Here is a 20302-nt window from a genome sequence, read left to right on the forward strand (position 1 = left end):
CAGGCTTAATTTTTTATTTAAGAATTTATGAATAAAATTTTACCAGGAAGAATTGTTTTTATTTTTCTTTTAATGCCATTTTTTATAAATGCGCAAACACCAGTAGCTCCTGTAGTACCTGAAAGTACGGTTAAATATCCTCAATTTCAATTCAAAGGATTATTCCAAGCGAGATATCTGCAAGCATTAGAAGAAGGCGTCGATGTTATGGGAGTTCATCATTCTACAGGTGATGTTGTTCAAAGTTCGTTTGATATTAAAAGAATGCGTGTTGGTCTTAATACGAAATTAAGTGAAGCAACAGAAGTAGTAATCCTGGTAAACCTTGCCGATTTTAAATCAGATCCAAAAGGGAAAGTTCTGGAGAATGCTTATGCAAAATATACTTTTAATAAATATTTTGCTGTAACAGGAGGTCAATTCCGACCTGCTTTTGGTATTGAAGAACTTGTTCCTGTAGACATCATTAAATCATTTGATTTCTCAAATCAATATTATGAATTCGGAAAAAATGGCTGGACCAGTTTTCAAATAGGAGCGTCTGCAACAGGAGCTTTTGATCTTGGAAAAATCCCCATTAATTATGCTGTTTCTATGTTAAACGGAAATGGGAAAGATCAGGAAATGGATAAAGATAACGGAAAACAATACTCTACCAGATTGGTTTTTGGGTTGTCAAAAGAACATAAAATCAATTTAGGATTAAATGGTGGTGTCGGAAAGGTTTTTAAACAAGATGTTTTTGCTTTAGGTGTAGATATTACAAGTGATTTTAAGCTTACTGATAAATTTACTTTTGATTTGCAAATAGAATATAAACAAGGTACAAACCATAATTTGTATTTTGCTTTGCCAGTTGATGCAAGAACAGCAAGTGTTGCAGATTATCAAATGCGCGGTATTTATTTCTTGCCAAATTTGCGGTATTTGGTTGATTACAAAAAACTAACTTCATTAGAATTGTCCTGTCGATATGAAAGATTTGATCCAAGTTATAAAATCGATTCTAATGTTAGGCAAACTTATACACCAATGATCAGTCTTGAGTTTGGTAAAGCTTATACGGGGCGCATCGAAATGGGGATGGAAATTGATCGTTTTGACAAAAACATTCCGGATACATCCATGTATAATGACAACTTATTTATAATTCAGTTTCAGTGCAGACTGTAATTTAATCTAATTTTTATTGTTATGAAAGAAGTAAAAATTCCTCAAACTCTGATTACACTTGTTGTTGGAATAGCAATTTGGTTTATTCCTGCGCCAGATGGTGTAGTAATTGAAGCCTGGCATTTGTTTGCCATTTTTGTGGCAACAATTTTAGGAATTATTTTGAAAGCAGCACCAATGGGAACCATGTGTATGATTGCCATTGCACTTACTGCATTCTCACAAGTTTTGGCGCCGGGTGAAGCTGGAAAATCAATAACATTAGCTTTAAAAGGTTTTGGAGATAAAGTAATCTGGCTTATCGGAATTTCATTTTTTATAGCAAGAGGTTTTATTAAAACAGGTTTAGGGAATAGAATTGCGTTTCTATTTATTAGAATATTCGGTAAAAGCTCGCTAGGATTGGCTTATGGTTTGGGATTGGCAGATTTAGTTTTGGCTCCTGCTGTGCCAAGTAATACGGCTAGAGGAGGAGGAATTATTTATCCGATTATGAAATCAATGTCAATGAGTTTTGGTTCGATGCCGGATCAACCGGAAACACATCGCAAATTAGGGGCGTATCTTACTTTAAGTAGTTATAATGCCAATTTAATTGCTTCGTCTATGTTTTTGACCGGAACAGCGAGTAATCCAATGTGTCAAAAATTTGCTCTTAATTTAGGAATAAAAATTAGTTGGATTTCGTGGGCAACGGCAGCGATAGTGCCTGGTTTGGTAGCGTTTTTTGTAATTCCTTTTGTGTTGTATAAAATATATCCGCCAGAGTTGAAGAAAACAGGTGATGCACCTCAGATTGCAGCTCAAAAACTGAAAGAAATGGGGCCAATCACACGTAACGAGTGGATGATGTTATTGACCTTCTTTATTTTGCTATTTCTTTGGATGACGGGCGATTTGTTTTCTATCGATGCTACAACGACTGCTTTTATAGGTTTGGTTATTTTACTGTTGACCTCTGTTTTAACTTGGGATGATGTAAAATCTGAAAAAGGGGCATGGGATACAATTGTCTGGTTTTCGGTTTTAGTAATGATGGCAAGTTCGCTCAACGAACTTGGGTTTATTGGCTGGTTTAGTAATCTTGTAAAAGCCGAAATAGGTGGCTTAAGCTGGCAAATGGCTTTTCCTATAATTATATTAGTATACTTTTTTAGTCACTATCTTTTTGCAAGTGCCACGGCTCATGTGGCAGCAATGTATGCTGCTTTGCTGGGCGTTGGAGTTTCGCTTGGAATTCCGGGATTATTGTTGGCTTTTATGCTTGGTTTCGTTGGTTCGCTTTACGGAACTTTAACGCATTATGGACATGGACCTGCGCCAGTTTTCTTTGGAAGTGGTTATGTCGACCTAAAAAGCTGGTGGGTCAAGGGATTAATAACAGGATTGACAATGCTCTTGATCTATATGGTTATAGGAGGATTGTGGCTTCGATTAATTGGATATTTTTAAATTCTAATTCCGGGAGGGAGTAATTCTTTATACTCGGGATTTTTTTTGATGAATAAAACAATTCTAGGATGAATAGGCATTAGTTTGAATTTCTTTTCAACGACAATTTCCATGATGTTTTTAAGTAAAGTATCAACTGTAGTTTGATTGTCAAAGCCTTCGGGACTGTTGATTTTGGTTAGGAAAATTTTCTTTTCCTGAAAAGAATATTCAACAGAAAGTAATCCTTCCGGGACTATGGTTTCAAATTGTCGTGCAAAAGTATTGTCTTTGATTTCCATAGTTTCAATAGGTTCCATATTAGTCATGTTTTGGGGATTGAATTAAAAAATAATAGAAAAAGAACATTAATGACATTATATAGAAAATTCGTGGAAGATTTTTTAAATAATGGTCAAAGTAACTACAAAGGTAATCATTTGATTTTCAATATAAAATTATTTTTGTAACCGTAATGTAGTCTTAACTTATTTATTAGGGTAATTTATTTTGGTTAAAGAATAATTATGGTGTGGGATTTGCAGTGGATATTGTTAAAAAAAAGTAATTTTAGCTTGAAATTAAAATCTGTAACCATAATTCTTTTCCTGTCAAATGAGTAAAATTCCTGTTTATTTTATGCCTGGTCTGGCGGCTAGTCCGGCTATTTTTGAAAGAATCAAATTAGATGAATCTGTTTTTGAGATGTGTTTGTTGGAATGGGAAATTCCGCTGCCAAAAGAATCACTGTCTGATTATGCGCTGCGAATATCTAAAAACATCAAACATGAGAATCCGGTTTTGATTGGAGTTTCGTTTGGAGGAATCTTGGTTCAGGAAATATCAAAACACATTCAAACCCGAAAAGTAATAATTATTTCGAGTGTTCGAAGTAATACCGAATTCCCAAGAAGAATGAAAGTCGGGAAAACTACAAAAGCCTACAAGCTTATTCCGATGAAGTTAATTTTGAATATCGAAAATCTTGCAAAGTATTCTTTTGGCGAGAAAATAAATAAACGCATTAAATTATATGAGAAGTTTCTGGCTGTCCGCGATCTCAATTATTTGCAATGGGCAGTAGAATCGGTTATTTTATGGGATCGTGATCAAGTTGATTCAAATGTCGTTCATATTCATGGAGATCAGGACGATGTTTTTCCTATAAAGTATATTAATAGTTGTATTGTCGTAAAAGGAGGAACCCATATTATGATCCTGAATAAATACAAATGGCTGAATGAGAATTTGCCTTCGATAATTTTGGAAGAATAAATTCCAATTTTTTAAATTCCAAATTCCAATTGTTTTATGGTTCGAAATCTTTGCCAAAGTTTTAAAACTTTGACAAAGATTTACACGCAATGACAAAAAAAAATCCCAAACGCCAATAAATTGGAATTTGGGATTTTAAATATTGTAATTTAAAGAAGTTTAGATTTTCTTCATTTGATCTTTCATCATTGTGATTTGCTCTTTCAGCATTCCTTGTTTGTCAAGTTTCTTAGCTTCGTTCAATAAATTAGTAGCTTCAAGTTTTCTTCTTCTTGACATTGCAACTCCGGCAAGGTTTAATTTTGCTACTGCTAAGTCCATATCCATTGATAGTCCAAGTTCGATTGCTTTCTTGAAATGTTTCTCGGCTTGGTTGATATTTGTCTGAGACAACATAATTCCGTGTAGGTAATTAAAATATCCTTGTTGTTTTCTTACTAAAGCCGCTTCCGGGTTTTTGATATATGCCAGCCATTTTTTAGCACCTTCGAAGTCTTGTTTTCTTAATTTAAGGAAAGCTAAAAGGATAAATTCGTTTTTAAAGTAAAGAAAAATCGGAATTGCCGTCAATAATATAAGGAAGATTCCAGTTCCTACTTCGTGATCGACAATTTCGTAAACGCCAGCAACTACAAGAAGTCCGGCCAAAATAAGTTTAATATTTTTATGAAACATAATAGATGTATATTTGTGATTGCAAATATAGTAAAATGAATTAAAAATATTTTTATTAAAGTACTTGCCAGAAAAAAAAGTCTTTGTATATTTGCACTCGGTTTTGGAATAACGATATCCAAAACAGAAAAACAGATAATAGACACCATTTTAAAGATACAAAGCAATGAGCAAAAGAACATTTCAACCATCGAAAAGAAAAAGAAGAAATAAGCACGGATTTATGGACAGAATGGCTTCTGCGAATGGAAGAAAAGTTCTGGCGCGTAGAAGAGCTAAAGGAAGACATAAATTAACTGTTTCTAGCGAACCTAGACACAAAAAATAATGTTTGTATAAACATACATAAGGCGATTACTTTTTTAGTATCGCCTTTTTTTATACCTTGTCGGTAAAAAAAGATGCAACATTCTAGTTTAGAATACACTACGAATGTTTTTTAAAGTACTTTATATAACTACACAATACAAATAAAATGCCTAAAGACACATCAATAAAATCAGTTTTAATAATAGGATCAGGTCCTATTGTTATTGGACAAGCTTGCGAATTTGATTATGCAGGATCTCAATCTGCACGTTCTATTCGTGAAGAAGGAATTGAAGTTATCTTGATAAACTCAAATCCAGCTACTATTATGACCGACCCAACAATGGCCGATCATGTATACTTGAAACCTTTAACTACAAAATCGATTATTGAAATTCTGAAAGAACATCCACAAATTGATGCTGTTTTGCCTACAATGGGTGGACAAACGGCTTTGAATTTATGTTTGGAAGCTGAAGAAAAAGGAATCTGGCAGGATTTTGGAGTAAAATTAATTGGAGTTGACGTAAACGCGATCAATATTACAGAAGACAGAGAGCAGTTTAAACAACTTTTAGAAAGAATTAATGTACCAACTGCACCTGCAAAAACTGCTACTTCATATTTAGAAGGAAAAGAAATTGCTCAGGAATTTGGTTTCCCGCTTGTAATTCGTCCTTCGTTTACACTTGGAGGAACCGGAGCAGCAATTGTTTATAAAAAAGAAGATTTTGATGAGCTTTTAACACGTGGTCTTGAAGCTTCGCCAATACATGAAGTTTTGATTGACAAGGCTTTGATGGGATGGAAAGAATATGAGTTAGAACTTTTAAGAGATAAAAATGACAATGTTGTAATCATTTGTTCGATCGAAAATATGGACCCAATGGGAATTCATACCGGAGATTCGATCACGGTTGCACCGGCAATGACATTATCTGATACAACATTCCAAAAATTAAGAGATTACGCCATCTTAATGATGCGTAGTATCGGAAATTTTGCGGGAGGTTGTAACGTACAATTCGCAGTTTCGCCAGACGAAAAAGAAGATATCGTAGCAATAGAGATTAATCCTCGTGTGTCTCGTTCATCTGCATTAGCGTCTAAAGCGACTGGATATCCAATTGCTAAAATTGCTTCTAAACTTGCTTTAGGATACAACTTAGATGAATTGCAAAATCAAATTACAAAATCTACTTCGGCTCTTTTTGAACCAACGTTAGACTATGTAATCGTGAAAATACCACGTTGGAACTTTGATAAATTCGAAGGTGCTGACAGAACTTTAGGTCTTCAGATGAAATCTGTTGGTGAAGTAATGGGAATTGGACGTTCGTTCCAGGAAGCGTTACACAAAGCAACTCAATCTCTTGAGATTAAGAGAAATGGGTTGGGAGCTGACGGAAAAGGATATAAAAACTACGAACAAATTATTGAGAAACTAACTTTTGCAAGTTGGGATCGTGTTTTTGTAATTTATGATGCAATCGCAATGGGAATTCCGTTGAGCCGTATTCATGAAATCACAAAAATTGATATGTGGTTTTTGAAACAATACGAAGAGCTTTATACTTTAGAAAAAGAAATTTCGAACTATAAAATCGATAATCTTCCTAAAGAACTTTTGCTTGAAGCGAAACAAAAAGGTTTTGCTGACAGACAAATCGCTCACATGATGAATTGTCTGGAAAGTGAAGTGCATACTTTACGTATGGACAAAAATATTAACCGTGTGTTTAAACTGGTTGATACTTGTGCGGCAGAGTTTAAAGCAAAAACACCTTATTATTACTCAACTTTTGAGGCTGAAATCGAAAAAGCAAACGGCGAGCGTTATGTAGATAACGAAAGCATTGTGACTGAGAAAAAGAAAATCATCGTTCTTGGATCTGGACCAAACAGAATTGGACAAGGAATTGAGTTTGATTATTCTTGTGTGCACGGAGTTTTGGCTGCTAAAGAGTGTGGTTACGAAACGATCATGATTAACTGTAATCCTGAAACGGTTTCTACAGATTTTGATACAGCTGATAAACTATACTTCGAGCCAGTTTTCTGGGAGCATATTTACGATATCATTCAGCACGAAAAACCAGAAGGTGTTATTGTGCAGTTAGGTGGACAAACAGCTTTGAAATTGGCTGAAAAATTATCTAAATACGGAGTGAAAATCATCGGAACTAGTTTTGATGCGCTTGATTTAGCTGAAGATAGAGGACGTTTCTCAGACTTATTGAGAGAATTACATATTCCTTTCCCACAATTTGGAATCGCTGAAACGGCCGACGAAGCTTCTGCTCTTGCAGATACTCTTGACTTTCCATTATTGATTCGTCCTTCTTATGTATTAGGAGGTCAGGGAATGAAAATCGTAATCAACAAGAAAGAACTTGAAGAGCACGTTATCAACTTATTGAAAACGATTCCAGGAAATAAATTGCTTTTAGATCACTATTTAGCCGGAGCAATTGAAGCTGAAGCTGATGCGATTTGTGATGCTGACGGTAATGTTTACATTATCGGAATTATGGAGCACATTGAACCTTGCGGAGTTCACTCTGGAGATAGTAACGCTACTTTGCCTCCTTTTAACTTAGGAGAATTCGTAATGCAACAGATAAAAGATCATACTTATAAAATTGCAAGAGCTCTTAAAACAGTAGGTTTAATCAACATTCAGTTTGCGATTAAAGATGATACGGTTTATATTATCGAGGCGAATCCTAGAGCTTCGAGAACGGTACCGTTTATTGCAAAAGCTTACGGAGAACCTTATGTAAACTACGCTACAAAAGTAATGTTGGGTCATAATAAAGTAACTGACTTTGATTTTAATCCACAATTAAAAGGATACGCGATCAAACAACCGGTTTTCTCTTTCAGCAAATTCCATAATGTAAATAAAGCATTAGGACCTGAAATGAAGTCAACAGGAGAAAGTATCTTGTTCATTGATGATTTAAAAGATGATCAATTCTACGAATTGTACTCTAGAAGAAAAATGTATTTGAGTAAATAATCTCAAATCCAGATATAAAAAAAAGCTCCATGAAAATGGAGCTTTTTTTATGACTTTTAAGTATTGTTAATTTTTATTCAAGTGCTTTTCAAGTATATTTTTAAAATTTGAATACTCTGATTTATCAATTTTTAGTTTTTCTAGCTTTTGTAGACCTACTTTTAGCGTTTCTTTTGCTTCTTGTGTTCTGTTTAAATGCTCTAATATTTCGGCTTTGCTATCGTATAAATTAATTCCATCCGGATATAATTCTAAAGCCCAATTTATGACACTTAGTCCTTCACCTGGATTTTTATCAAGTATAGAATAAGCCAGACTGTTCAATTGTCCTTCATATGGTAAATAGCTATAACCAATCCAATTGGATATATTTTGGTAATAAGATTTTAATTGAAGACTAAATAGAATTTTTTTGTTTTTTAACATTGTGGAAATTTCTTCAGTATTTGGCTGTCGTAGTGTTTTTGAAAATTCGATTAAGGCTAAAGGAATTTCTTTAAAGGGCGATGACATATGTGTTGCATCTTTTAAATAATCGAATTTAAATTTAAGTCCATTTACTTTTTTAGATTGTAAAATGGTATCCAATAATCTGATTCCGGCTGTAAATGATTTTTCTGTTTTATCAGCATCTCCTACAGAAATATTTAAAAAAGAATTAATCTCATTTGCACTGTTTATTAATCTTTTGATCTTTTTTTGAATTTCATTTTCATCATAAGTCAGATTAGGACTTATTGCGATATAAGAATTGAAGATGTGCTTGTTTTCTGCAAAAGAATTAAGTAGATATGTTCCTCCTAAAGAATGTCCAATTGCTAATTTGTAATCGTTAGTATCATACTTTTGCTTGATTAGAGGGAAAACTTCTTCGATTAAATGCTGATCTAGAAGAGCTGAAAATCCAAAGTCAGGTTTTTCATTCCAATTCTTTTTTTCTTCTTCACTGGTTGGCATTGGAACAAATTCTTTTGGTCTGTTTTCAGTATATATCCCGACCACAATCATTTTGTTTAATTCACCAATCGCAGACAAATAACTTATGGAGTTTGAAACATAATTAAACATTGGTTCCCATTGTGCATCAAATACATAGACTACTTGAAGTTTTTCATTTTTTACTTCTTGGTAATTTGGAGGGAGATAAACAGCAATTTTTCTTTCCTTGTTATAGATTTTTGATTTTATTGTCAATATTTCTTTTAAGCCGTCTGGTGATTGGCCAAATATTGTTAGAACTGAAAAAAGAAAAAAGATAGTTAGTTTGAGTTTCATGAATTTAACTTACAAAAAAGGTTAATGGTTTGTTTCTATTTTTCAAATATAGCTAAATTCTTAATTTTTTATCTGTGTATTGCCATAGAAACGATAAAAAAAGCTCCATGAAAATGGAGCTTTTTTATGACCTTTTTTTAAGTTGCATTTGATAATGAAATATTTACCTATATTTGATTAAGTGCCGATTTAACTTCTTATTTTTTATTGTAACCAATTTTAAAGGAAAAATATGAAATCATTTTTTATCTATCTCTTATTGTTTATTCTCTTTTTTAATGTTGATGTCTTTGGGCAAAAAAAAATAAATGAAAAGTTTAAAAAAGAAACAATCAGTAGAATTGATTTATTATTAAAGGAAAATTATGTTTTTCCAGATCAGGCAGAATTAATAAGTAGTCTCTTAAACAAAAGTTTAAAGGAAGGGAAATTTAAAAAAGACGAATTACTTGATTCTTTTGCAATTGCCTTAACTAAAGAAATTAGAATTGTCAATAATGATAAACATTTGGGCATTTGGTCTGTTTTTGCTCCTGCAAAAGAACATGAACCTTCAAATGATGACTATCAGATTTATTAAAAAAATTATACAGATACTCGTAAACAAGCAAACGGTTTTAAAGAGGTGAAAATAATAGATGGAAATATTGGCTATCTAAATATCAATTTTTTTCTTGCAGAAACGAGTAATACTATTGATGCCTATATGAATCTCTTAGCAAATACAGATGCTGTAATTATTGATTTACAGAATAATGGAGGTGGTAATCCTAAAACAGTAAATTATTTATGTAGTTATTTTTTGGAGAGTAATTTATTGATTAATACACTTTATTTTAGACAAGGAAATCGAAAAGAAGAAGTTATTACTCATGAAATAAATGGAAAGAAAAGGATTGATGTTCCTTTATTTATAATTACTGGCCCAAAAGCTTTTTCAGGAGCTGAGGAATTTAGTTATAATATGCAAACCCAAAAAAGAGCAACATTAGTTGGGGAAACCACTGGAGGAGCTGCAAATCCGAGGGATGTTTTCAAGGTAAATTCAGATTTAGAAATCTTTATTCCAACTGGTACAGGTACAAATCCGGTAACAAAAACAAATTGGGAGGGAATTGGCGTTATCCCTGAAATTAAAACCTCGGCGGAAAATGCCTATTCTAAAACTGTTGAATTAGCAAGTCAGGCTGCAGAAATATATAGAAATAAGAAAGCATCCGAATCAAAAAAATTATATGATGAATTAGAAGGGATTCTTGATAAACCAACTCAATCCTATTCAGAAAGTGATATTGCAAAAATAGACCAACAAATACTCCAGATTTTTACCAAAGGGAAGGATTTAAATTTATTTAGCGAAGGTGAGATTAATTTCTTCGGTTCTCAAAACATCAAAAAAAATCCTATTATCGCAGAGTCTATATTTAAAAGTAATACTGCTTTATATTCCAAATCTCCAATGACTTATTTAGCTTATGGTGATATGCTTGAACTAAATGACAAGAAAAATCTAGCTTTGACAAACTTCGAGAAATCAATAGCATTAGCAGAAGAACAAAAAGCGCCCTATTTAGAAGGGTTAAAAATGCGATATGAAAAGGCAAAAAGTAATAAATAAAAAAAGCTCCATGAAAATGGAGCTTTTTTGTTTAGTATTGTTGGTTTCTAATAAGCAAAATCATATTTATAATTAAAAGTTCCATTTGTAACTTTTGTTGTAACGGGATTAGAAGCGCTTACCGGTTTTGAGTAATCGTCGACACAATTAAAAGAAAAAGTACCTGTTACTGTCTTGGCGGTTAAGTCAATAGAAGTAATAGATAAGCTGCCTTCTACTACATATTGAGATTTTCCTTTGCTATTAAGAGAAACTTCAATTTGTGTTTTTGAAGCATCAAAAGTAGTTGATGTGATAGCATAAGTACCAACTTTAAGATCACTTCTTTTAATATAAAGTCTAATTTCATCTATTAGATTTTTTCTTCCTACTACCTGAATATATTCGCTAGCAGGGTAATAATCAAATAATGGCTTAGTAGCATAATTGGAGTTATATGGATTGTTTACTTCCCACACAGTATCATCGACTTTTGCAGTCATTGCAAATTTTGAAGTTGGTACAGTAGGGTCTTTTGGATTGTCTTCGTTGCTATTGTCGCTTGAGCAACTGTTTAAAATAATAATTAAAAGAAGTAATAAAAATTTTGGCGCTTTCATTGATTGAAATTAAGGTTTAAATTGGGTGTAAATGTAGGTGAAATTAGGTTAATTTAAGCAAGATAAAAAGACCTATTTTAAAGAAATATCAATTAATTAGGAAAAAATTAAAAAGTAATAAATTGAAAAAAGCTCCATGAAAATGGAGCTTTTTGTGGTTTATAAATTGGTAGTTAATTTTTTTTTTTAATGTTATTCATTTGAGAACGACATATTATCTCTAGTATTTTTTTGTACCGAAATAGCACCAAATAATGCTAATAAAAAGGCAAATGCATAGAAACCTTTTTCGCTTGGTAAAATTGTAGCATTCCAAAGTCCAACTGTTAATAATACAATTGATAAAAGTGTTCCAAACCAGCAGATTCCGTAATACATATCCGTTACAGGAAGTTTTTCAAGTCTGTCTCTTACACTTTTTTGTAATGAAACTACAGCAAAAAGGCCAAACATTAAAACAGTAAAATAATACCCTTTTTCGTTCAATAGCATTTCGGCTCTTGCAAGTCCAACAATATATCCAATCATTCCGGCTCCAAGAGCTACCCAAGATGCCGCTATAAAGGCATTCGATGTTTTTTGTACCATAATCTTTAATTTAATAATCATGTTTTGGTGAAGTAACAAATATAATTAAATAAGATTCTGATAATAGTAAATGGTGATAAATATTATTAAGGGTAATCTTGTAAAATGTTAAATAACAAAAGCTCCAATTATGGAGCTTTTGTTATTGATATAGAATCTTTGTAATTACATATTCATTTTACTTGGTGACTTAAAAGTAAGAATTAACTTTATTTATAGTTTGTTATTGATAATTATTGATTTATATTTATAGGATTAATCTTAAAATTACAGCATTATGAAACCAGTCAACAGAATAGGGCTAATAATTGCTCTTTGCTTATCACAGTTTTTTATTCAATGTAGCAGTGATGACAAGAAAGGAATTGAAGAAAAAAAAATAACAGAACAATATACAGATGAAGTTATTATGTTAAGAGATTTTCTTTCAAAAAGTATGCCTGTCGATATAAAAAAAATCAAATATGATTTCGATATGGTGGCTTTTATAGTTGATGGAGACATGATAATAACTTTAGAAAATGCTAGAGGTCGTTATAATTATTCAAATTCAAAAAATATATCTAAAACAAGTCAAAGAGTTGATAGTTATATAATGAATCCAGAAATAGCAGCGTCAGTACAAGTTTATGTGTCTCCGGGAGTACCTTCGGATTGGAAAATAGCAATAAGTGAAGCAATAACTAATTGGAACAAGGTAAATTCAAGCATTAATATAACTACTCAAAATATCAAATCGAATTTGACAATAGTTATCGATTCATGGGAAGGTAACTCAACACAAGGTATTGCTAATGCATATATGGCGTCTTCTACTGGCCAGCCTGGAAAAGCTATATTTATAAATACTTATTTCAATAATTTAAGTGCATCTAAAAAAATTAATGCAATGGTTCATGAACTTGGTCACAATTTTGGACTAACGCATACTAATGAACTAAAAGGGACTTTAATATCATGTACTCCGCTTGTAGATTATGATTCTGTAATGTTTGCGATAACACATGAATGGACAGGCTTTAGTGTCTATGATAATATTGCAATTAGCACGCTATATCCCGTGGCTGTTGGTGCAAAAAAAACTATATAGATACAAAAAAATCAATATTATTTCTACGCAACAAATGTTTGTGAAATAACTCCTGGAAAGGATGGTTATATTTTTGATGGGGATGCTGGTTACTTATATTCGACACAAATTGCTGGAACTGTACCTCTATATAGAATACTTAATGGTACGTCTATCAAAGATCATAGATTAAATAAAATTAAATCTTCATCTAACGACGTTATTGTTGGATATTTATTTCCTACTCAACAACCGGGAACCACTGCACTTTATAGTTATGGAATTTATGAATCAAAATTAGGACAAACTCCATCATATATGTATCACTATAAGTACACAACAATTAATTCGGATGCTGTATTAAAAGTTATTGTAGGATATGTGAGTAACAAAACAATTACAAAAGAAACACCAAAGTATCCTATTGTGATATAAATAGAGTTAAATTGATAGTAGTCAAAATAAAAAAAGCTCCATAATTGGAGCTTTTTTTGAATTTAAAGTAAGATGAATTACTTATTATTAATCAATTGTTGCAAAGGCTTCAATTGATCCATGTCTATATTTGATTGTTTTAAAACGCTCATTAAGGTCATAATATTATTAGGATTCATGTTTTTTCCTAAAACGCGAACCACTGCAAAACCATTTTCTTTTCTGTTGGCAAAAATTACAAATTCTTCGATATTGTCGTCCGCGCCAACATAACTTACAGATGCGCCGTCTTTACCTGAGCCAACACTCATTAATTGTTGGTATTTTGGGTTTTTTAGAATTGCTTTGACTTTAGTTCTTTCTGTTTCAAATTGAGCCTGGTTTTTATCATTGGCTTTGAATGCCAGAATGTTCATTTTGTCAAACGAATTCAAAGCTTCACTCTGTTCTGCAGATAATTTTGTTTTATCTACATTCAGGATATTAGGTGAAACATCAAGTGCAATAAAATCCTTATTGTCGGTATTTTCAACAAAATACTTTTGCAATGAAGGTTCAGAATTACAACTTACTAAAGTTAGTAATACTAAAAGGGCTGAGGTAAAGACGCTTATTTTCATATTATTTTTTGCCTTTAGAGGCTTTTTTTAGATCAGAACCACCTGGAAGCTGCATTTTATCCGTTAGAACTGAGATTTCGTTGATATCAAAATTACCTGTTAATGACAATAAAACAGTTTCGTCACCTTTAGCGCCGTCAATAAACATTAGTAATTCTTTTACTTGTGAATCTGTTGCTCCGGATTTCACAGAAATTCTTACGTTTCTTCCGCCATCATTTACTCGCATTAATTCTTCTAAACCAGCAGATTTAACATATTTGTCAGCAGAAGCTTTCATGTCGGCTTCAATTTTTGGATTCTTAGTTGTAAATACTTTTAAGTAGTCTAATTTTTTAATCAGATTGATGTATTGCTGAGTTTCTTTATCAGAACCATCAGCTTTTACTTTACTCATTAAATCAAACATTTTTTTATTTACAATTACAGATGTTACATCGTCCTGACCATCAAATTTGTCAAAAGCGCCTTGTGCATAAAAAGCTTGTGTAACGAATGCGAAAACTAGTGTTATGATGAAATTTTTCATTTTTGATTGAATTTTAATTATTGTTTAAAAATTTTGTTTTTTGATTGTTCGTATTCTTTAATGTAGCCTACACTTTCAATACCTACATTAACATTGTTTGACAATAGTGCCAAAGCCTTTTGCGTTGCAGCAAGTGCTTCTTCAGGATTGTCATAGGTTCCTAATTCTGATTGCGCTACAACCGGAGGTGTAGTTTTTTGGCTCACAAAATAAAAGGTTCCAATTCCTAGTAAGAGAACAGCCGAAGCCGCAATTGATAACCACGCCACATTTCGTTTTTTAGTTTGTAGTGGAATTTCCTGCGTCGATTTTTGTTCTTTTACCTGAGAGAAATAACCAAACATTGGTTGATATTGCTCCAAATGCTGCGCAACATTTGAGGAGGAAAAGTATTCTTTTAATTCCTTTTCTTCAGCAATAGAAGTTTCTCCCTGAAAGTATTTTTCTAATATATTTTCTATTTTATCTAATTCCATAACTATGTGTATTAACCATTGATTCTCGTATTTTTTTTCTCGCTCTCGAAAGTGCTACCCGAATAGCTGTTTCATTCATATTGACAATTTTTGCAATCTCATCAAATTCATATTGCTCAACATCACGCAGCTGAATCAATATTTGAAGTTGCTCAGGTAATTGATTTATAATTTTTTCTACCCATTGTAAACTGTCCGAGTCTTCTAATTTTTTATCTAATTGAGGTTCGCGATCTGTAAAATTATTATGTACTATTTTAAGATTTCCTGCCCTTTTTGATTTTAATTGATCCAGACAATAATTTTTAGTCATTGTCATTGCGACTGCTTCGATATTATTGTAAGCATCCAAATTGTCTTTTTTATTCCATAATTTTACCATTACTTCCTGAGTTGCGTCCTCAGCTTCTTCGGTACTGGTGAGTAATCGTTTTGCCAGACGAAAAACTTTGTCTTTAAAAGGATTAACTAATTCTATAAAAACCATCTGGTTCATATGTGGTTGTTTTTTTGGTTGGTTTTGTAATTTATCTCTTTTATGAATTCGACTATTTTAGGGTCTTTTTCATTTATAAATCGAAAGATTACTCGTTAGCTTATATAGTCAAGACGAGGCACTATTCTATTTGTTACAGCCATATTTAATTTTTTTTATTGAAAAAATTAAATAAACTTATAATAGTTAAAACTAAAGATACTATTTTTACGTTTGTATTACATAGATACCACTATATGAAAACAATTTTAAAGAGCCTATTACTGCTGTTTTTACTCGCATTTTCTTTGCAATCCTGTGAAGATCAGGATGATGTTGCAGCTCCTGCCGATTTACAAATCAATAATTTCGTCTGGAAAGGATTGAATCAATATTATTTATGGCAAGCCGATGTGCCTAACTTAGCAGATAATCGCTTTGGTAGTCAGGAAGCTTTGAATTCTTTTTTAAGAGGATATTCCAGCCCTGAAAGTTTATTTCAGGATTTATTGAATAAACCTATCAGTAAATTTCCAAAAGGTCAGGCAATTGATCGTTTCAGTTGGATTGTTGATGATTATACCGTTCTGGAGCAAGAACTTCAGGGGACTTCAAAAAATGATGGTTTAGATTTTAGACTTAGTTATAAACCAGGAAGCACAACAGATCTTGTAGGTTTTGTGCGTTATATTATTCCAAATTCTGATGCTTCAACAAAAGCTATAAAACGTGGCGATCTGTTTACTGGAGTTAACGGAACTCAATTAACGGTTTCAAATTATCAATCGCTTTTGGCAGCTGATAGTTATACACTGAATATGGTTACTTATAATGGGACTACTTTTGAATCTAACGGTAAATCAGTTTCTTTGGTAAAAACTACTTTAGATGAAAATCCTATTTTTATTAATAAAGTAATTGTTTCAGGAAGTCATAAAATTGGATACTTAATGTACAACGGATTTTATGGTAATTATGATGCTCAGCTTAATGCAGCTTTTGCCGATTTAAAAGCTCAGGGAATAACTGATTTTGTTTTAGATTTAAGATACAATGGAGGAGGTTCTATTCAGACAGCAACTCGTTTGGCAAGTATGATTACAGGACAATTTACCAATAAAATTTTTGCTAAAATAAAATGGAATCCAAAAGTAAATGCTTTTTATGAAAGTGAAGATGCAGAATCACTTAATGACAGATTTGTCGATAAAATGGATGGTGCAGCAATTAATAGCCTGAATTTGAGTAAAATTTATGTTATTACTACCGGAGGAACAGCATCTGCAAGTGAATTGGTTATAAATGGTTTAGTACCTTATATTTCTGTAGTTCAGGTAGGGGAGACAACTGTTGGTAAAAATGTAGGTTCGATTACGGTGTATGATTCTCCAACTTTTGGAAAAACAAACAGAAATCCAAATCATAAATACGCAATGCAGCCTTTAGTTTTAAAAATTGTGAATGCTTCTGACTTTGGAGAATATACTGATGGTTTAAAACCAACTTTGGAACAAAAGGAGCTTATTAGTAATTTGGGAGTTTTAGGAGATCCATCTGAACCATTATTAAATGTAGCAATTTCTAATATTACAGGTTCAACCGGAAAAAGAGCTCAACAAGGCAGTGGAAAAGAATTACAACCTTTTACTGATTCTAAAGCTATGAATGGTGTCAAAAACCAAATGTATCTTGAAAAAGCGCCGGAGGGGCTTTTAAGAGCATTAAAATAAAAATATTAAAAAAGGCTTTCAGAAATGAAAGCCTTTTTTAATTATTAGAAATAATATCCAAAAACTAATTCTAATTGTTAGTCGTTAAAGTAAAAACCGTTAGATCCTAAACCGGTAGTTAATTCTTTTTGCAATACACCGGTTAAGCTATAAATATAAGCCGTACCATCTGCTGAAAAGCTTCCTTGTGCAACATAAATACGGTTGTTTTTAACTGCAAATCCATATATATAAGTTGCTGCAGAAGTTAAAATTGGTGTTGTTGATGCAGCCGTAGCATTGGTATTTATTGCATAAACAGCACTTCCTACTGTATAGTAAATCTTATTGTCTTCAAGATCCATAAATCCTGCTTCTTTTAAGCTGTCAGGAAAAGCAATTTTAGTAGTTGTTTTGTCCGCTATTTTTACTTTTACAAGTTCGCTATCATTTCCAAAACCGCCTTTTAAGATGTAAAGAATTCCGTTTTCTTCTTCAATACAATCACCGTTTTTACCAATTTGTACAGGAGCATCCAGTTTTTTTGTAGCAATGTCTACAACCAATAATTTATCGTTGGCAGGATCTGTGATGTATAGTTTTCCGTCTTTCAAAACCACTCTGTTAGCAGTTGAATTCAAGTCGATTTTTGACTCATAAGTATTAGTTGCAAGGTTAATTACAGCAACATAATCATCTGTATCTCCTGTTGCAGCATTTTCGTATGAATATGTATTTGCATTCGTAACATATGCTTTACCATCTTTTACAACTCCGTATCTTGGGTTTTTTAAGCCAGTTTCGATCTTAGCAATTAATTTAAAAGTATATCGGTTAACTACTGTAATATTATTAGCTCCGCCTGAAATAATATAAGCATTGTCACCACTAAAAAATATATTCTGTGCAAATTTCCCAAGTACATCATTTCCATTTACAGTCGAGTAAACGTCTTTAGTAAAAGAAGTTAAATCATTACTTGAAAATGAAACAGTACCTTGTTTAGTTCCTTCATTTAAGATAAAAAAACCATTGTCATAAACTCCTTTTGGACCATCATCATTTTTATCATTGTCATCATTTGAACATGAAACGAATAGCGAAGCGGTAAGTGCTATTAAAAATAATTTATTAATAAACTTCATTATATTAAAATTTTAGGGTTAAATACAAATTAAAATTGCGACCTGGCATAGGTCTGTATTCCAAACTTTCATATTCTTTATTAAAAAGATTTAATACTTGAAAACCAAGTTTGAAAGTGTCGAGAAATTTAAAATCATAGTCAATTCCGATATTCGAAACATTATAATCATTTATTATATCCTTAGGGTTATTGTTTTCTGTTGTATAAACAAAATCATTAAACATAAATTGATAATAAGCTGAAATTCTATTTCTGGAATAAGAAACAGATGCTGTAGCTTTATTTAACGGAACATAGAAAAGTTGCTTTTTAGTATCTTCATTTTTTGAAGCCGTGTAAGCATAAGTAGCATTTGCTGCAAAGTTGTTTTTGCCAAACTGTTTTTTCCAGCTTAACAATGTTTCTGCACCATAGCTATTTACTTTATCGGTATTTTGTGGAGACCAAATGCCGTTGCTTCCCGGAATCCATTGCAATAAATCTTTTATTTTCATGTAATAAAAGGTTTGGGTAAGCGAAATGTTTTTGAAAGTGAAAACATTACCAATTTCTGCCTGATAAGAGCTTTCCGGTTTTAAATCCGGATTTCCTCCCGTTTCCCAATACAAATCATTAAAAGTTGGAATTCTGAAATTTCGGGATAAATTCAATTTTAGATTATACAATTTGCCAAATTGATAAGAAGATCCCAACGAAAATAAAAGAGGTGATTCGTAATTGTCTGTAAATTCTTTTCGAATCCCAAATTCATTTTTCCATTCAACCGAAAGGTCTTGTTTTACTAATAAAGCAGCCGAACTAATTTCTCTGACATGATCTCCAAAACCACTTCCGTAACCTTTTGTTCTGTTGTAGTCAATAATGGCTTCTATTTGCGTTGATTTAGAAATTTGATAGCCTAAATCTGCTTTCGTGATAAGGCTTTCAGTCTTTCCGTAGGTGAAAAAGTTGAGTGAATTATCAGGATAATATTGATAGTTTTCGAATATATATGCCGCTTTCAGATTGGTGGTAAATTTGCCAAAATCGCCGTCATATTCTAATAAGTTTCGGCTAAAACCATTTATATACCTGGTTTTAGTTTCTGATTCTGAGACTAATGAAGTGTTTCGGTCCGTATTAGAAGTTTGGCTGTACAATTTTAAACTGTTTTTAGCATCGAATTTGTAGCCAACATTCGCGCTCATTGTAATAATATCGTATTGACCGTTTTGGTTCCAGCGTTGCTCACCTTTCCAATTGTACAGGTTTAGATATTTATAATCATTTGTCGAACTGTTTTTAGAAAAACCAATTTGCGCACTCCATTTTTTGTTCGAAATATTAGTTTTATAATTGATTCCGATAGTATTGAAACTTCCGTAATCAAGTTTTAAATTAGTCTCAAATCGATTATAAAATGCCAAATCGTTGTTTAAGTGTACGGTTCCTCCAATGGCACCACTTCCATAAATAACACTTCCTCCTCCGGCTTTTACACTTACAGAATTATAATCAGAACCTGAAATAGTATTAAAATCAGTGCTTCCGTTCATTTGAGAATTAATATTTATTCCGTTCCAGATTACCGCCGTTTGAGATGCGGTAGTTCCTCTAAAAGCTACGGTTGAGACCATTCCACGTCCGTATTCTTTAAAATAAATAGTAGAATTGAAGTTCAAAAGATCCGTTAATAAAGCTTCATTTTTATTAATAACCGAATCATTGAGTTTTAAAACCGATTGTGAATTGGAGTATTTTTTAAGATTCGCGTCAGAAACGACAACTTCTTTAAGTTTGTTAATAGAGTCATTCTGTGCCCAAATAACCTGGCACAACAACAGTAAACAAAAGGCAAAACGTTTTTTTAAAGTCATAATTTCTACACTCTTTTTCCC

At 32.3% G+C, this 20302-nt stretch carries 20 protein-coding genes; 9 read left to right on the forward strand and 11 right to left on the reverse strand.

The genetic code is table 11. From position 1 onward, the window contains the following. Positions 1-27: 27 nt before the first annotated feature. Entirely contained in the window at positions 28-1173 is a 1146-nt protein-coding gene (locus CHB81_RS16355) for a porin (RefSeq protein WP_089352929.1), read from the forward strand. Positions 1174-1194: 21 nt separating this feature from the next. Then, positions 1195-2625: an anion permease gene (locus tag CHB81_RS16360; RefSeq protein ID WP_089352930.1), complete on the forward strand. Its 1431-nt coding sequence runs from the start codon at positions 1195-1197 to the stop codon at positions 2623-2625. On the opposite strand, the gene CHB81_RS16365 is transcribed toward CHB81_RS16360, so the two are convergent. After that, positions 2622-2933, reverse strand: a complete 312-nt coding sequence (locus CHB81_RS16365; protein WP_230717524.1) for a GNAT family N-acetyltransferase — start codon at positions 2931-2933, stop codon at positions 2622-2624. The genes CHB81_RS16360 and CHB81_RS16365 overlap by 4 nt on opposite strands. 286 nt (positions 2934-3219) lie before the next feature. Between CHB81_RS16365 and CHB81_RS16370 the strand changes: the two genes are divergently transcribed. Beyond that, the gene (locus tag CHB81_RS16370) at positions 3220-3879 is read left to right on the forward strand and encodes an alpha/beta hydrolase (protein WP_089352931.1); all 660 of its coding nucleotides are present in this window, start codon (positions 3220-3222) and stop codon (positions 3877-3879) included. Positions 3880-4038: 159 nt separating this feature from the next. On the opposite strand, the gene CHB81_RS16375 is transcribed toward CHB81_RS16370, so the two are convergent. After that, positions 4039-4554: a hypothetical protein gene (locus CHB81_RS16375; RefSeq protein ID WP_089352932.1), complete on the reverse strand. Its 516-nt coding sequence runs from the start codon at positions 4552-4554 to the stop codon at positions 4039-4041. A gap of 166 nt (positions 4555-4720) precedes the next feature. On the opposite strand from CHB81_RS16375, the gene rpmH reads away from it, so the two are divergent. After that, entirely contained in the window at positions 4721-4882 is a 162-nt protein-coding gene (gene rpmH, locus CHB81_RS16380; protein ID WP_008464848.1) for a 50S ribosomal protein L34, read from the forward strand. A 147-nt stretch (positions 4883-5029) separates the two neighbouring features. Beyond that, positions 5030-7885 (forward strand): carbamoyl-phosphate synthase large subunit, encoded by a 2856-nt coding sequence (gene carB, locus CHB81_RS16385; RefSeq protein ID WP_089352933.1) that lies wholly within the window; start codon positions 5030-5032, stop codon positions 7883-7885. Between the two features lie 66 nt (positions 7886-7951). Here the strand turns inward: carB and CHB81_RS16390 are convergent, their stop codons facing one another. Further along, positions 7952-9160, reverse strand: a complete 1209-nt coding sequence (locus CHB81_RS16390; protein WP_089352934.1) for an alpha/beta hydrolase — start codon at positions 9158-9160, stop codon at positions 7952-7954. A gap of 232 nt (positions 9161-9392) precedes the next feature. On the opposite strand from CHB81_RS16390, the gene CHB81_RS16395 reads away from it, so the two are divergent. Together CHB81_RS16395 and CHB81_RS16400 are read left to right on the forward strand one after the other, a co-directional pair. Next, positions 9393-9740, forward strand: coding sequence for a hypothetical protein (locus tag CHB81_RS16395; RefSeq protein ID WP_089352935.1), 348 nt, complete (start codon positions 9393-9395; stop codon positions 9738-9740). 45 nt (positions 9741-9785) lie between these two features. Further along, the gene (locus CHB81_RS16400; protein WP_089352936.1) at positions 9786-10778 is read left to right on the forward strand and encodes a S41 family peptidase; all 993 of its coding nucleotides are present in this window, start codon (positions 9786-9788) and stop codon (positions 10776-10778) included. Between the two features lie 47 nt (positions 10779-10825). Here the strand turns inward: CHB81_RS16400 and CHB81_RS16405 are convergent, their stop codons facing one another. Both CHB81_RS16405 and yiaA read right to left on the reverse strand, forming a co-directional pair. Next, complete coding sequence (locus tag CHB81_RS16405; RefSeq protein ID WP_089352937.1) at positions 10826-11377, reverse strand: DUF6252 family protein; 552 nt, start codon at positions 11375-11377, stop codon at positions 10826-10828. 192 nt (positions 11378-11569) lie between these two features. Then, entirely contained in the window at positions 11570-11965 is a 396-nt protein-coding gene (gene yiaA, locus CHB81_RS16410; RefSeq protein ID WP_089353010.1) for an inner membrane protein YiaA, read from the reverse strand. A 277-nt stretch (positions 11966-12242) separates the two neighbouring features. Here yiaA and CHB81_RS16415 point away from each other — a divergent pair, with 277 nt between their 5' ends. Then, positions 12243-13055, forward strand: coding sequence for a M57 family metalloprotease (locus CHB81_RS16415; protein ID WP_089352938.1), 813 nt, complete (start codon positions 12243-12245; stop codon positions 13053-13055). A gap of 491 nt (positions 13056-13546) precedes the next feature. Here CHB81_RS16415 and CHB81_RS16420 read toward each other — a convergent pair whose 3' ends face one another. Genes CHB81_RS16420 through CHB81_RS16435 form a run of 4 tightly spaced genes read right to left on the reverse strand, consistent with a single transcriptional unit; the run spans position 13547 to position 15590 of the window. Further along, positions 13547-14089: a DUF4252 domain-containing protein gene (locus CHB81_RS16420; RefSeq protein WP_089352939.1), complete on the reverse strand. Its 543-nt coding sequence runs from the start codon at positions 14087-14089 to the stop codon at positions 13547-13549. Position 14090: 1 nt separating this feature from the next. Then, complete coding sequence (locus tag CHB81_RS16425; RefSeq protein ID WP_089352940.1) at positions 14091-14618, reverse strand: DUF4252 domain-containing protein; 528 nt, start codon at positions 14616-14618, stop codon at positions 14091-14093. A gap of 17 nt (positions 14619-14635) precedes the next feature. Next, entirely contained in the window at positions 14636-15094 is a 459-nt protein-coding gene (locus CHB81_RS16430) for a hypothetical protein (protein WP_089352941.1), read from the reverse strand. Continuing rightward, the gene (locus CHB81_RS16435) at positions 15081-15590 is read right to left on the reverse strand and encodes an RNA polymerase sigma factor (protein WP_089352942.1); all 510 of its coding nucleotides are present in this window, start codon (positions 15588-15590) and stop codon (positions 15081-15083) included. The genes CHB81_RS16430 and CHB81_RS16435 overlap by 14 nt, the downstream gene beginning before the upstream one ends. Positions 15591-15826: 236 nt before the next feature. On the opposite strand from CHB81_RS16435, the gene CHB81_RS16440 reads away from it, so the two are divergent. Then, complete coding sequence (locus CHB81_RS16440) at positions 15827-17299, forward strand: S41 family peptidase (RefSeq protein ID WP_089352943.1); 1473 nt, start codon at positions 15827-15829, stop codon at positions 17297-17299. A 77-nt stretch (positions 17300-17376) separates the two neighbouring features. Here CHB81_RS16440 and CHB81_RS16445 read toward each other — a convergent pair whose 3' ends face one another. Further along, positions 17377-18423, reverse strand: coding sequence for a YncE family protein (locus CHB81_RS16445; protein ID WP_089352944.1), 1047 nt, complete (start codon positions 18421-18423; stop codon positions 17377-17379). Positions 18424-18427: 4 nt separating this feature from the next. Continuing rightward, on the reverse strand, positions 18428-20281 hold the full coding sequence (locus CHB81_RS16450; protein ID WP_089353011.1) for a TonB-dependent siderophore receptor: 1854 nt from the start codon (positions 20279-20281) through the stop codon (positions 18428-18430). Between the last annotated feature and the right edge of the window lie 21 nt (positions 20282-20302).

The sequence above is a fragment of the Flavobacterium sp. ov086 genome, from assembly GCF_900187965.1.
Classification (GTDB): domain Bacteria; phylum Bacteroidota; class Bacteroidia; order Flavobacteriales; family Flavobacteriaceae; genus Flavobacterium.

Coding starts and splice junctions, on each gene's coding strand:
- yiaA (WP_089353010.1), bottom strand. CDS start 11,965: ATGGTACAAAAAACATCGAATGCCTTTATAGCGGCATCTTGGGTAGCT.
- CHB81_RS16360 (WP_089352930.1), top strand. CDS start 1,195: ATGAAAGAAGTAAAAATTCCTCAAACTCTGATTACACTTGTTGTTGGA.
- CHB81_RS16390 (WP_089352934.1), bottom strand. CDS start 9,160: ATGAAACTCAAACTAACTATCTTTTTTCTTTTTTCAGTTCTAACAATA.
- CHB81_RS16365 (WP_230717524.1), bottom strand. CDS start 2,933: ATGACTAATATGGAACCTATTGAAACTATGGAAATCAAAGACAATACT.
- CHB81_RS16395 (WP_089352935.1), top strand. CDS start 9,393: ATGAAATCATTTTTTATCTATCTCTTATTGTTTATTCTCTTTTTTAAT.
- CHB81_RS16430 (WP_089352941.1), bottom strand. CDS start 15,094: ATGGAATTAGATAAAATAGAAAATATATTAGAAAAATACTTTCAGGGA.
- CHB81_RS16375 (WP_089352932.1), bottom strand. CDS start 4,554: ATGTTTCATAAAAATATTAAACTTATTTTGGCCGGACTTCTTGTAGTT.
- rpmH (WP_008464848.1), top strand. CDS start 4,721: ATGAGCAAAAGAACATTTCAACCATCGAAAAGAAAAAGAAGAAATAAG.
- CHB81_RS16440 (WP_089352943.1), top strand. CDS start 15,827: ATGAAAACAATTTTAAAGAGCCTATTACTGCTGTTTTTACTCGCATTT.
- CHB81_RS16415 (WP_089352938.1), top strand. CDS start 12,243: ATGAAACCAGTCAACAGAATAGGGCTAATAATTGCTCTTTGCTTATCA.
- CHB81_RS16450 (WP_089353011.1), bottom strand. CDS start 20,281: ATGACTTTAAAAAAACGTTTTGCCTTTTGTTTACTGTTGTTGTGCCAG.
- CHB81_RS16445 (WP_089352944.1), bottom strand. CDS start 18,423: ATGAAGTTTATTAATAAATTATTTTTAATAGCACTTACCGCTTCGCTA.
- CHB81_RS16355 (WP_089352929.1), top strand. CDS start 28: ATGAATAAAATTTTACCAGGAAGAATTGTTTTTATTTTTCTTTTAATG.
- carB (WP_089352933.1), top strand. CDS start 5,030: ATGCCTAAAGACACATCAATAAAATCAGTTTTAATAATAGGATCAGGT.
- CHB81_RS16420 (WP_089352939.1), bottom strand. CDS start 14,089: ATGAAAATAAGCGTCTTTACCTCAGCCCTTTTAGTATTACTAACTTTA.
- CHB81_RS16435 (WP_089352942.1), bottom strand. CDS start 15,590: ATGAACCAGATGGTTTTTATAGAATTAGTTAATCCTTTTAAAGACAAA.
- CHB81_RS16370 (WP_089352931.1), top strand. CDS start 3,220: ATGAGTAAAATTCCTGTTTATTTTATGCCTGGTCTGGCGGCTAGTCCG.
- CHB81_RS16425 (WP_089352940.1), bottom strand. CDS start 14,618: ATGAAAAATTTCATCATAACACTAGTTTTCGCATTCGTTACACAAGCT.
- CHB81_RS16405 (WP_089352937.1), bottom strand. CDS start 11,377: ATGAAAGCGCCAAAATTTTTATTACTTCTTTTAATTATTATTTTAAAC.